Annotated in this window: 11 protein-coding genes; 6 read left to right on the forward strand and 5 right to left on the reverse strand. The window is 40.0% G+C overall.

The features are described 5' to 3' along the window. Positions 1-2: 2 nt before the first annotated feature. The 4 genes from E7274_RS07855 to E7274_RS07870 all read right to left on the reverse strand — a co-directional run bounded on the left by E7274_RS07855 (position 3) and on the right by E7274_RS07870 (position 3,676). On the reverse strand, positions 3-641 hold the full coding sequence (locus E7274_RS07855; protein WP_330372011.1) for a TRAP transporter small permease: 639 nt from the start codon (positions 639-641) through the stop codon (positions 3-5). Positions 642-800: 159 nt separating this feature from the next. Next, on the reverse strand, positions 801-1,562 hold the full coding sequence (aroD, locus tag E7274_RS07860) for a type I 3-dehydroquinate dehydratase (protein ID WP_304175059.1): 762 nt from the start codon (positions 1,560-1,562) through the stop codon (positions 801-803). 16 nt (positions 1,563-1,578) lie between these two features. Next, entirely contained in the window at positions 1,579-2,784 is a 1,206-nt protein-coding gene (locus tag E7274_RS07865) for an MFS transporter (protein ID WP_304175061.1), read from the reverse strand. 16 nt (positions 2,785-2,800) lie between these two features. Then, positions 2,801-3,676, reverse strand: a complete 876-nt coding sequence (locus E7274_RS07870; RefSeq protein WP_033153886.1) for a shikimate dehydrogenase — start codon at positions 3,674-3,676, stop codon at positions 2,801-2,803. 213 nt (positions 3,677-3,889) lie between these two features. On the opposite strand from E7274_RS07870, the gene E7274_RS07875 reads away from it, so the two are divergent. From E7274_RS07875 to E7274_RS07885, 3 genes are all read left to right on the forward strand, one after another. After that, positions 3,890-4,774, forward strand: a complete 885-nt coding sequence (locus E7274_RS07875) for a LysR family transcriptional regulator (RefSeq protein ID WP_304175063.1) — start codon at positions 3,890-3,892, stop codon at positions 4,772-4,774. A gap of 137 nt (positions 4,775-4,911) precedes the next feature. Continuing rightward, positions 4,912-6,912 (forward strand): oxidoreductase, encoded by a 2,001-nt coding sequence (locus tag E7274_RS07880; RefSeq protein WP_304175065.1) that lies wholly within the window; start codon positions 4,912-4,914, stop codon positions 6,910-6,912. A 124-nt stretch (positions 6,913-7,036) separates the two neighbouring features. Continuing rightward, complete coding sequence (locus tag E7274_RS07885; protein ID WP_044933915.1) at positions 7,037-7,822, forward strand: shikimate kinase; 786 nt, start codon at positions 7,037-7,039, stop codon at positions 7,820-7,822. A gap of 15 nt (positions 7,823-7,837) precedes the next feature. Here the strand turns inward: E7274_RS07885 and E7274_RS07890 are convergent, their stop codons facing one another. Continuing rightward, the gene (locus E7274_RS07890; protein WP_304175066.1) at positions 7,838-8,647 is read right to left on the reverse strand and encodes a histidinol-phosphatase HisJ family protein; all 810 of its coding nucleotides are present in this window, start codon (positions 8,645-8,647) and stop codon (positions 7,838-7,840) included. A 225-nt stretch (positions 8,648-8,872) separates the two neighbouring features. Between E7274_RS07890 and gap the strand changes: the two genes are divergently transcribed. The 3 genes from gap to tpiA all read left to right on the forward strand — a co-directional run bounded on the left by gap (position 8,873) and on the right by tpiA (position 12,369). After that, the gene (gene gap, locus E7274_RS07895) at positions 8,873-9,889 is read left to right on the forward strand and encodes a type I glyceraldehyde-3-phosphate dehydrogenase (RefSeq protein WP_294295179.1); all 1,017 of its coding nucleotides are present in this window, start codon (positions 8,873-8,875) and stop codon (positions 9,887-9,889) included. A gap of 193 nt (positions 9,890-10,082) precedes the next feature. Continuing rightward, a complete protein-coding gene (locus E7274_RS07900; RefSeq protein WP_304175068.1) occupies positions 10,083-11,306 on the forward strand; it encodes a phosphoglycerate kinase in 1,224 nt (407 codons plus the stop codon). A 316-nt stretch (positions 11,307-11,622) separates the two neighbouring features. Beyond that, entirely contained in the window at positions 11,623-12,369 is a 747-nt protein-coding gene (tpiA, locus tag E7274_RS07905; protein WP_028242618.1) for a triose-phosphate isomerase, read from the forward strand. Positions 12,370-12,449 lie beyond the last annotated feature (80 nt).

A 12,449-nucleotide genomic window follows, 5' to 3' on the forward strand; every position in this document is an offset into this window, starting at 1 on the left:
GCTTAATTTCCTCCTTCCTTGTTGCTAGTATTATCCTGTTCGAGTATTTCTTTATTAAAGTTTTCCTGTGAAAGGAGATTGCTCATAGAATTTTTGATATTAGCACGTCTTTCAAGCTCTGCTAAGTGGGATGGCCAATCTTTGAGCTCCTCCTGGTGGATGACATTATGCCACTCTAAAAACCATCTTTCTAAGATACGGATAGCACACAGTGTGAAGCACACAAGTGGTGCTGACTGTACGTAATACATAGGGATTCCGCAGGCAGGAGAAACCTGACCGCTTTCGATAGTAGCCATAAGGTATCTGTAGGCAAAAGGAATTAAATACACAAAGAAAATGAATTCTACTGTAAGATTTAATACTTTTACAGATGCTTTTTTTCTTGGTTTGAGATTTCGAATGAACTGGTCGATTTTGATGGAAATACATTTTTTGGTGCATAAGCTAACACTGAAAAATGCTGACCAGATAAAAAGATATCTAGTGATTTCTTCTGACCATGAGAGAGAAGCCCCTAAAATGTAGCGGCAGAAAATCTGAATGCCCATAATGACACTCATTGCGATAAGAAGAACGACCATGATGAATTCTTCAAGGTATTCATCTACAAAGAAAAAAATACGTTTGATTCCAGTCATATAATGGTACCCCTTTGGCTAGTTTGTATGATATAAGTATAAACATTATGAAATACTTTAGCAAAGTAAAGTTAAAATAATTCAGAATATTTACACTAAATTCTTAAAATTTAAGGGCAATTTGTGCTGAGCACAAACCGCCCTTATAAGACTTAATAATTACATTGAACCATGTATAAGATTAAGTATTGTAGAAAGGTCTGATGCGTTCATCTGGCCTGGTGCAGAAGCTTTTCCAACAGCACCGAATGTGAGAGCAGAGCCGAATGCTTCGCCACAAAGACGGCTAACAAGTCCTGTGCCTGCCATAGACATTGTGATAATTGGACGATCTGCATAATTGCTTGCCATTTCTTCTGTTGCAGCAAGGAGAGTAACTACATCCTTTTTGCAAGTAGGCATAACAGCAATCTTTGGAATATCTGCGCCAAGCTCCTGCATTTTACGAAGACGAGAAACGATATCGTCCTTGTCAGGAGTCTTGTCAAAGTCATGATTAGAAGCTACAACCTTTACGCCGTTTGCATGAGCGCTAGCAACGATATCCTTAACAATATCATCACCTGTGAAAACTTCTACATCAACTAAATCTACCATACCAGTTGCAGCTGCATTCTTATTGAGTGTAGCGTAAGCATCTTTCTCGATAGATTTTTCTCCACCTTCATTGCTTGTTCTGAAAGTGAAGAGGAGAGGTGTGTCGCCAAGAGCAGGTCTTAAATCCTTAAGAACATCCTCAACCTTTGAAAAATCAAATACATCATCAAACCAGTCAACACGCCATTCAACTACATCATGTGCAACGCCGTTGAATGAAGCAGCTGCTGCGAGGATGTCTTCTTTTGTTTTTCCAACGATAGGCACGCAAATCTTTGGTACACCTTCGCCAATAACAACATTTCTAACTTTTACTGTATTCATATTTTTTTCCTCTGTTTTATGAATTTGCCTCTACCATCTTAGTGTATCTAAGATTTACAAATAATCCAAGTAATACGCCAACAGCTGTAAGAACAATGTTCATAACCATAACGCCTGATGGTGTCATCTGTGAAGCAGCTGTAAGAATAGTGTAGTTGCAAAGTGATGAAGCAATCATTACAAGTGCTGTAACTGTACCCTTAATCTTAGGGAAGAGCATGTTACAAACTGATGTAGCAATCTGAAGAAGTCCGCCGGCACCAGCCCAACCGATAACGAATGCTGCAACCTTACATAATCCAACTGAAGGAGCTGAAAGAACTAAAATCAATGTTACAAGGCAGATAACTGGGTATGCAACGATGAAACGAACGTCCTTAATCTTACGTGTAAGAAGAGCAGTAACGATAAGAGCAAGGATTGTACCCATTGAATAGTATGTCTGCATGATTGAAGGATCTTCCCAACCAACATTTGTCTTTGCGAAGTTCTGTGCACAGTTAAGCCATAACTGGAATGTACCTGTACATGTGAAACCGATAAGAATCATAGCAACTGACTCGATAGAGAAGTGAGTGTGCTTTAAGCTATCGATAAGACCTTCCTTCTTTTCAGCTGCAGCTGCATCTGAATCTGGAAGTGGAAGGATAAGGATAAGTACAAGTAATACGATGTAAGCAATACCGCAAACATAGAAGAGTCTGTTGTAAGAAACAAGACCTGCTGCGTTTCTAGCAACTGTCATTCCAAGGAAGAATGGAAGTAACATCTGTGAAATAGCGATAAAGAACTTAATTCCCATTGTAGCTACACCAGGAGCATCGCTGATAATCTCTGCAACAGCTGGGTAAATACCAGTATCAAGGAATGAGTTTGCAATACCACCAACGATAGCGCAAATGTAAGCAATTTGATAACCGCCGTTAACGCCAGCGTTGAATGCCATAGCAAGACCAATGAGGTAGATAGCATATGAAGCGCCACCAATCATAACTGAAATACGACGGCCTAACTTATCTGAAAGAGGGCCAGCGAATGGAAGAGCAATAAGTCTACCAAGACCAAGTGCTGCTGAAATAGCAGTGATTGACATTACCTCAACGCCCCAGCTAGTAGCAAGAGCTTCCTTAATTACAGATTGTCCTAAGATTGAGCAACCAACTCCGTGAATAAAGTAATTCAAATAAAGAATTAAAGCTGCTGGAAAATATTTCTTGTTCATATTTTTCTCCTTAAATTTACTCGTACTTAATTCCAAGTACTTCTTTCATGTGTTCGATTGGCATTTCTTTGCCTGTCCAAAGCTTGAATGCTGCAGCACCCTGGAATAACATCATTCCAAAACCGTTCATTCTCTTACATCCAACTTCCTCAGCCATCTCAAGGAACTTTGTCTTAGCTGGTGCGTAAACTGTATCTGTTACGATAAGGTCTGGACGAAGATATGAAGTATCTGGTAACCATGTCTGGCCCTCAAGTGGCTTCATACCCATACCTGTTGCGTTTGCAAGAAGGTAAGAATCAGCGATTTCTCTTCTAAGAGCGTCAAGGTCTGCTAAGTCATAAAGTGTAGCCTTGCAGTTTGTTCTTTCGTTGATCTTGTTAACTGTTTCCTGAGCGTTCTCCCAGAAAGCATCCTTTACGTTGAAGATAGACATTTCTTTAACGCCATCAAGTGCTGCCTGAATCTGGATAGCAGTACCAGCACCACCACAACCAACGATTGTCATTTTCTTTCCGATAACATCGATATCGTAGTCCTTAAGTGACTGCATGTAACCGATACCGTCTGTAATGTGACCTGTAAGAACACCGTTTTCATTTACGATTGTGTTTACAGCTCCGCAAAGCTCAGCAGCAGGAGATAACTTATCAAGATACTTACCTACTACAGTTTTGTTAGGCATAGAAACGTTTGAGCCTACAAGCTTAAGAGCTCTGATACCTTTTACAGCATCCTCGAGTGTGCTATTATCTACCTCAAATGCAAGGTAAGCATAGTCGAGACCAAGATATGCAAATGCTTCATTGTGCATAGCTGGTGAGCTTGAGTGTCTGATTGGATAAGCCATAAGTCCGATAAGCTCTGTGTGTCCTGTAATTCTTTCTGCCATAATTTTAATTCCTCCATAAATTCTTTAAGATTTTGCATGCCCTTTGTTAAAATCTTAACAGTCTTTATACATATATTTTAATGTGTATTAATGTATAATTCCAATACTTCTATTGCATATTATTAATAGCTTTTAGCTATCAATTGTGGTAAAATTGATAATAAGTAATGAAAATACAACAATTATATTGTGCAAAACAGAGAGAGGAGAACTATGACTCTAAATCAAATGATGTATTTTTATGAGGCAGCTAGATTACAGCATTTCAATCAGGCTGCGGAAAAGCTTCATATATCAGAACCATCCCTTAGCCGCTCAATAAATGCCCTTGAATCAGAGCTAGGAGTAGTCTTATTTGAAAGAACTGGACGAAATGTAGTTTTGACCAAAACAGGAGATATTTTTTACGAGCACGTTGATAGAATTCTAAATGAAATCAATTTGGCTGATCGAAAAATGCATCAATTGACAGGTTCAGGAGGGCATATTGATTTAGCATATGTTGCTCCACTTGCTGGTTCTTTTATTCCAAATGTTTGTAGAGCGTTCCTATTAGAAGATAAAAATAAAGAAGTAACATTTAACTTCCATCAGGATATTACCTCTAAAAATATAGAAGGTTTAAAGTCAGGTAACTACGATATTATATTTGGTTCCTTTGTGAAGGATGAGCCAAATATTAAGTTTATTCCTATATTACAACAGGAACTGGTGGTTATTATTCCTAAGGGACATCCATTGGAAGAAAACGATACCTTAGATGCATCAATTTTTGAAAAATACCCTGTTTTGGGATACACACGCAAATCAGGCTTAGGTCGTTTGACCAGGGACTTCTTTTTGCAGAATAAGGTTGAGCCTAACTTTATTTGCGAATCACCAGATGAAAATGGTATCGCGGCTCTTGTAGCAGCCAACTTTGGTATAGCTTTAGTTGCAGACGTAGATAGTATTCATAGAAATGACGTTATAATAAAGAAGCTTTCCACTGAATATAGTCTTTCACACACTGTTTATATGGCGTATATGAAGGGAAGATACCAGATGCCTGCCGTAAAACGTATGATTGACTTCATATTGGTACATTCGATGCACTAATTATTTACAAAAAATGAATTGGATTTTAATGTTAAAGCGGGATTATACTTTTCTTATAAAAAAGGAAAGCATGCCCGCTTTTCATCTTGACAGCTCTTATCACGTAAATTTTTGTTTGTAAATAGGAGCATTCTATAATGAGAAATAAGTATCCACACATTTTTGAACCACTTACAATTCGTCGTATGACACTTAAGAATCGTATCATGATGACACCAATGGGAACTAACTACGGTGATCAGAATGGCGAGATGACATTTGTTCATATTGATTACTATGAGCAGAGAGCAAAGGGTGGCACAGGATTATTAATGGTTGAAAATGCTAGTGTCTTTTCACCACAGGGTTCTAATGGTACAACCCAGCTTCGAATTGATCATGATAATTTCATTCCACGTTTATATTACTTTACAGAGAGAATGCATAAGCATGGCGCTTGTGTAGGTATTCAGATTAACCACGCTGGTGCATCAGCTGTTTCTGCTCGTACAGGAGAGCAGCCAGTTTCTGCATCAGATATTCCTTCAAAGGCAGGCGGGGAGATTCCACGTCCACTTGAGAAAGAAGAAATCTACAATATTGTAAAGAAGTATGGTGAGGCAGCAAAGCGTGCACAGACAGCCGGTTTTGACTGTGTTGAAATTCATGCTGGTCACTCATATCTTTTGAGCCAGTTCCTTTCACCTACTACTAATAAGCGTACAGATGAGTTTGGTGGATCACCAGAAAATCGTGCTAGATTTACAAAGCTTGTTGTAGAAGAGGTAAGAAAGCAGGTAGGACCATTCTTCCCAATTTTTGTCCGTATTAGTGCTGATGAGTTTGTCGAGGGAGGTAACACACTAGAGGACACTATCGAGTATTTACAGTACTTCCAGGAAGAAGTAGACGTATTTGACGTTTCTGCTGGTCTTAATAGTTCTATTCAGTTCCAGATTGACGCAAACTATCTTCCAGACGGATGGCGTTCATACATGGCAAAGGCTGTTAAAGAAAAATATGGCAAGCCATGTGTAACAATGGGAAATATTCGTGATCCTAAGGTCGCTGAGGAAATTCTAGAAAGAGGAGATGCTGATATCATCGGTATGGGCCGTGGTCTTATTGCAGATCCTAATTGGGTAAATAAGGTAGAGTTCAACCGTGAGGATGAGCTTCGCAAGTGTATTTCATGTAACGTAGGTTGCGCAGGCCACAGAATTGGTCTCAACCTTCCAATTCGTTGTACAGTTAACCCAGCTGTTAACGCTAATGATGAATACTACAAGAGAAAGGTTAATAAGCCTTGCAACGTTGTAGTAATCGGTGGTGGTACAGCAGGTCTTGAAGCTGCTTGTACAGCTGCAGAGGTTGGATGTACAACATTCCTTCTTGAGAAGAAGGCAGAGCTTGGTGGTCTTTCTGTTCAGATTTCAAAGATTCCTGATAAGAAGAGACTTGCTGATTTCCCTAAGTACATGATTAACCGTGCTAGCAAATTAAGAAATCTCTTTATATTTAAGAACAACAACACTACAGTTGATCAGATTAAGAGCTTGAACCCAGATATCATCGTAAATGCCACAGGTTCAAACCCTACATTACCACCTATCAAGGGATTATTAGACCTTGTTGATAAGGATGATTCAAATGTAGCTACAGTTATCAAGATGATCGAGCGTCTTGACTCTTATCCAGAGGATATGTCTGGTAAGAAGGTCGCTGTTGTTGGTGGTGGTGCCGTAGGTCTTGATGTTATGGAGTACTTCACAGAAAGAGGTGCTGAAGTTACTATCATCGAGATGTTACCTATCATTGGTAACGGACTTGATCCAATCACAAAGTGCGATACAGCAGCAAAGATGGCTAAGTACAATGTTCGTCAGATGACAAACACTGCACTTCAGGAAGTATGCAACGATAAGTTTATTGTTAAGAATCCAGAGGGCGAAATTGAGAATATCGACTTTGATTTAGGCTTCATTTGCCTTGGTATGCGTTCTAACACACCTATCATCGATGAGTTAAATACTGCATTTGAGGATACAAATGTTGAGATTTACAATATTGGTGATTCTAAGCGTGCTCGTCGTATTATCGAAGGAACAGAAGAAGGTCGTGATATTATCAAGGTTCTTGAGAGACATGATTTTCTTTAAGATTTAACTTCCTTATTAATTTAATCTAAAATTTATTTATCAGACAGAAGGAAAAAGTGGTTTCTTTCTGTCTGATTTTTTAGTATGATACTATTCAAAATAAAGTATCAAAGGGGAATAAGACATGGAACAGCTCAAAATGTTAAGAGAGCATCTTGCTCAGAACGACGAAATTATTCTTAATGCACTGCTTATGAGAAATGCCATTGTTGAGGAAATTATGGCATACAAAGAAGAGAATGGTTTACAGATTTTACAGCCAGAACAGGATGAAAAAAGAGATCGCTGGTTAGACAAAAGCTTGGAAGGGAAACGTCACGGCAAGGAAGTAAAGGACATTTATAGTTCGATAGTTAAAAATGCCAAGCGTATCCAGGCTAGACACTTGTTTAATTACAATATTGTCCTGATTGGATTTATGGGAGCAGGTAAAACTACAATCTCTGATTATTTGAGCACATGCTTTGCTATGGAAGTAGTAGAGATGGATCAGGTTATTTCTGATAGAGAGGGCATGTCTATTTCTGATATTTTTGAAGTGTATGGAGAAGAGCACTTTAGAAACGCGGAGACAAATCTTCTTAAGGAAATGCAATCAAAACGCAATGTGGTTATTTCGTGTGGTGGTGGTACACCAATGCGTGATGTAAACGTCCAGGAGATGAAGAAAAACGGACGCGTTGTTCTTTTGACTGCAAAGCCAGAGACAATCCTTGAGAGAGTGAAGGATAGCCACGATAGACCTCTTATCGAAAATAATAAGAGTGTTGAATTTATAGAAGAGTTGATGCTTAAAAGAAGAGAGAAATATGTTGCTGCAGCTGATATCATAATTGAAACTGATGGCAAGTCAGAGCTGGAAATCTGCGAGGAACTTGTTAATTCTCTTTTAAAATTAGATAACGATTAAGAAAAAGCCTGAAGCCTATCTCAATGGATAAGCTTCAGGCTTTCTATTTTTAAATACATAATACTCATGAAAACCGCAATCATTTAATAAGTCAGGTAGCTTATCAAAATCTGCAGCAACATCCTCAGGAGTATGTGCGTCGGCACCAAGTGTAATCATTTTACCGCCTAATTCCTTGTACCTTTTAATAATAGATGGCGCAGGATTAGGAGCGCCCATTCCTTTTCTGAAGGCAGCAGTGTTTACCTCTAATGCCTTATCAAGCTTTATAATTTGCTGAAGGATTGCATCAATGATTTCTGAATATGGTTGATGTGTGTTGTGCTTTGTCTCCTGGTTACGTGCATATCTAAATGCGTAGTCCAAATGTCCTACAGTATCGAAATTCGTAAATGCGGTAATGTTTTCCAGAATGGATTCGTAATATCTGGTGAGCAATGCGCTTTCTGTATCACGATCCCAGAAGCTGTCGAAGTATGGGTCCCATTTATCAACAAGGTGAGTGCTTCCTATTATGAAGTCATATGGATGAGCATTAACAGCTTCATTGCATTTATCGACTACGTGAGGCTGAATGCCAACTTCCAGTCCATTTAATACGGTGAAGTCATCAGTTGATTCCTGCTTAGCAAGTTGATGCAATGTAGGGTAGTAGTTTTCTAAATCTAAATCGAAGAATCCAAACTGTTTTGGATAGTCAATATCAAGGTGATCCGTAAATGTGATACCAAGTAGTCCTTTTGCCTTTGCGGCGTTTATCATATCAATAGGAGAAGCATCGGAATCTCCAGAAAAATTGCAGTGCATGTGATTGTCCCAAAACATTACTATGGCCTCCTTCTTATAAGTAACTAAATATTAAATGATGATATTGGCGGGTGCAAGAAATATTGTTTGAAAATACAAATAATATAAGCACATTGAGAAAATTTTAACAATATTTCAATTTGGGGTTGAATTATAGATTGATGTTGTATAAAATAAAGTGCATACGGGGCTCTTTGAGAGCTTCAAAGAAAATTTTAAAAGAATCTTTAGGAGGATTTAAAAATGGCAGTAAGAGTAGCAATCAACGGTTTTGGCCGTATCGGACGTCTTGCATTCCGTCAGATGTTCGGCGCAGAAGGTTACGAAGTAGTAGCAATCAACGACTTAACTAGCCCAAAGATGTTAGCACATCTTTTAAAGTATGATTCATCACAGGGAAAGTATGAGCATGCAGCTGAGGTTTCTTACACAGATGATTCAATCATCGTTTGCGGTAAGGAAATCAAGATTTATGCATTCCCAGACGCAAACAATTGCCCATGGGGTGACCTTAAGGTTGACGTAGTTCTTGAGTGCTCAGGATTCTACACATCAAAGGAAAAGGCACAGGCTCATATCAATGCAGGTGCTAGAAAGGTTGTTATCTCTGCACCAGCAGGAAACGATCTTCCTACAATCGTTTACAATACAAACCATGAGACACTTAAGGCTTCTGATACAATCATTTCAGCAGCTTCATGTACAACAAACTGCTTAGCACCTATGGCTGACGCACTTAACAAGTACGCTCCAATCCAGTCTGGTATCATGGTAACAATCCACGCTTACACAGGTGATCAGATGACACTTGATGGCCCACAGAGAAAGGGTGATCTTCGTCGTTCACGTGCAGCAGCAGTTAACATCGTTCCTAACTCAACAGGTGCAGCAAAGGCTATCGGTCTTGTTATCCCAGAGCTTAACGGAAAGCTTATCGGATCTGCTCAGCGTGTTCCTACACCAACAGGTTCTACAACAATCCTTACAGCAGTTGTAAACAAGAAGGACGTTACAGTTGAGGGTATCAACGCAGCTATGAAGGCAGCAGCTAACGAGTCATTCGGTTACAACGAGGATGAAATCGTTTCTTCAGATATCGTAGGTATGAGATTTGGTTCTCTCTTCGATGCTACACAGACAATGGTTTCTAAGATTTCTGATGATCAGTACGAAGTACAGGTTGTTTCTTGGTATGATAACGAGAACAGCTACACATCTCAGATGGTTCGTACAATTAAGTACTTCTCAGAGTTAGCATAATTCGTTTTTTACGAAATACGACTTTTAAAGGGTCCGGTCCTATTGGACCGCGGCCCTTTTTATTTTAGATATCTAAGTGAGCTAGTAGGAAACAAGCTCTTAGGTTTCTGAGTGAGACGTTTTAGTCGAAGGAAGAAACACTAAGGCTTGTGACCGTAACTAGCGGACTTGGGATTATATGGAGGATAAAATTATGGCATTAAATAAGAAGACAGTAGATGACATTAATGTTAAGGGTCGTCGTGTACTTGTTCGTTGCGATTTCAACGTACCTCTTAAGGCTGGTGAAATCACAGACGACACACGTATCAAGGCAGCTCTTCCTACAATCAAAAAGCTTATTGCTGATGGTGGAAAGGTTATTCTTTGCTCACACCTTGGAAAGGTAAAGAATGGTCCTAATGAGGGCGAGTCACTTGCTCCAGTTGCAAAGCGCCTTTCAGAGAAGCTTGGCAAGGAAGTAACATTCGTTTCTGATTACAACGTAACAGGCGAAGCTGCTACAAAGGCAGTTGAGGCTATGAAGGAAGGAGATGTAGTTCTTCTTCAGAATACTCGTTTCCGTGGCGAGGAAGAGACAAAGAACGGTGAGGCATTCTCTAAGGAACTTGCTGATCTTGCAGATGATTATGTATGCGATGCTTTCGGTTCATCACACAGAGCTCACGCTTCTGTAGCTGGTGTTACAAAGTTCATCACAGCTAAGGGTGGTTCAAACGTAGTTGGATACCTTATGCAGAAGGAAATCGACTTCCTTGGCAACGCTGTTGAGAATCCTGTACGTCCATTCGTAGCAATTCTTGGTGGTGCAAAGGTAGCTGATAAGCTTAACGTTATCAACAACCTTCTTGAGAAGTGCGACACACTTATCATCGGTGGTGGTATGTCTTACACATTCCAGAAGGCTCTTGGTTACGAAATCGGTACATCACTTTGCGACGATACAAAGCTTGATTACTGTAAGGAAATGCTTGAGAAGGCAAAGAGCATGGGTAAGGAAATCCTTCTTCCACTTGATGCTGTTACAATCAAGGAGTTCCCAGATCCAATCGATGCTCCAGTAGAGTGCATTACATACGATACAGAGAATATGCCAGCTGACAGAGAGGGCTGCGATATCGGACCTAAGACAGTTGAGCTTTTCGCTAACAAGGTTAAGACAGCTAAGACAGTTCTTTGGAACGGACCAATGGGTCTTTTTGAGAACCCAGCACTTGCTGTAGGTACAAAGGCAGTTGCTCAGGCACTTGCTGAGACAGATGCTACAACAATCATCGGTGGTGGTGATTCAGCAGCAGCTGTTAACCAGATGGGATTCGCTGACAAGATGAGCCACATCTCTACAGGTGGTGGTGCTTCACTTGAGTTCCTTGAGGGTAAGGAGTTGCCAGGCGTTTACGCAGCAGATGACAAATAAAATTCGTCTTCTTCCTAAAAATTTCTGCGTTAACAGATAGCTCGCAGTAGGTTTACTACAGCTTCGTATCTGTTGCCTTGAAATTTTTGAAAGAATCCGAATTTAATCGTAAAGGCAATATATTTTTATTATTTAATATTTTTAAGTAGCCATAAGCCGGAAATTTAACAAATACTCTCAAAAGACCTTGATGAGCCGTCCCTACTTAGATGGCACGAAGTGGCATCTTATGTAGGGCAACGAGCGAATAAGAGCGCAAGCGTGTCGGAGAGAGTATTTGATAAATTGATGATAATATGGCGAGAGGAGAACTATTATGGCAAGAAGAAGAATTATTGCCGGCAACTGGAAGATGAACATGACACCTTCTGAGGCTGTAAAGCTTGTTGCTGAGCTTAAGGATTTAGTAAAGAACGATGATGTAGACGTAGTATACTGCGTACCTGCAATCGATATCGTTCCTGTAGTAGAGGCTGTAAAGGGCACAAACGTAAACGTTGGTGCTGAGAACTTCTACATCGAGGATAAGGGTGCTTTCACAGGCGAGATTTCAGCTCCTATGCTTGTAGATGCTGGTGTTAAGTACGTTATCATGGGTCACTCTGAGAGACGTGACATCTTTGGTGAGAACGATATTCTCATCAATGCAAAGGTTAAGAAGGCATTCGCTGCTGGTCTTACACCAATCCTTTGCTGTGGCGAGTCTCTTGCACTTCGTAAGGCTGGCACATACAAGGAGTGGATCGAGCGTCAGATCACATGGGATCTTTCAGGCGTAACAGCTGACCAGGTAAAGAACCTTGTTATCGCTTACGAGCCAATCTGGGCTATCGGTACAGGTGAGACAGCTACAGCTGATCAGGCTGAAGAAGTTTGCGGATTCATCCGTGAGCTTATTGCTAAGCTTTATGATGGAGCAACAGCTGAGGCTGTTCGTATTCAGTACGGCGGATCTATGAATGCTTCTAACGCTGCTGAGCTTCTTAGCAAGCCAAACATTGATGGCGGTCTTATCGGTGGAGCTTCACTTAAGCCAGATTTCGGTAAAATCGTTAATGCTTAATAAAATTGGGTTTTAGGAAAGACTTTGTTGAAATTGTCAATTATAAGTAGTAAAAACTCCTAAAGTTTTACATGCGCACC

The sequence above is a fragment of the Pseudobutyrivibrio ruminis genome (assembly GCF_015057245.1).
GTDB classification, from domain to species: Bacteria; Bacillota; Clostridia; order Lachnospirales; family Lachnospiraceae; genus Pseudobutyrivibrio; species Pseudobutyrivibrio ruminis_E.

Bases quoted from the DNA above. Each gene is read 5' to 3' on its own strand.
- E7274_RS07855 (WP_330372011.1), bottom strand. From the start codon at position 641: ATGACTGGAATCAAACGTATTTTTTTCTTTGTAGATGAATACCTTGAA.
- aroD (WP_304175059.1), bottom strand. From the start codon at position 1,562: ATGAATACAGTAAAAGTTAGAAATGTTGTTATTGGCGAAGGTGTACCA.
- E7274_RS07865 (WP_304175061.1), bottom strand. From the start codon at position 2,784: ATGAACAAGAAATATTTTCCAGCAGCTTTAATTCTTTATTTGAATTAC.
- E7274_RS07870 (WP_033153886.1), bottom strand. From the start codon at position 3,676: ATGGCAGAAAGAATTACAGGACACACAGAGCTTATCGGACTTATGGCT.
- E7274_RS07875 (WP_304175063.1), top strand. From the start codon at position 3,890: ATGACTCTAAATCAAATGATGTATTTTTATGAGGCAGCTAGATTACAG.
- E7274_RS07880 (WP_304175065.1), top strand. From the start codon at position 4,912: ATGAGAAATAAGTATCCACACATTTTTGAACCACTTACAATTCGTCGT.
- E7274_RS07885 (WP_044933915.1), top strand. From the start codon at position 7,037: ATGGAACAGCTCAAAATGTTAAGAGAGCATCTTGCTCAGAACGACGAA.
- E7274_RS07890 (WP_304175066.1), bottom strand. From the start codon at position 8,647: ATGTTTTGGGACAATCACATGCACTGCAATTTTTCTGGAGATTCCGAT.
- gap (WP_294295179.1), top strand. From the start codon at position 8,873: ATGGCAGTAAGAGTAGCAATCAACGGTTTTGGCCGTATCGGACGTCTT.
- E7274_RS07900 (WP_304175068.1), top strand. From the start codon at position 10,083: ATGGCATTAAATAAGAAGACAGTAGATGACATTAATGTTAAGGGTCGT.
- tpiA (WP_028242618.1), top strand. From the start codon at position 11,623: ATGGCAAGAAGAAGAATTATTGCCGGCAACTGGAAGATGAACATGACA.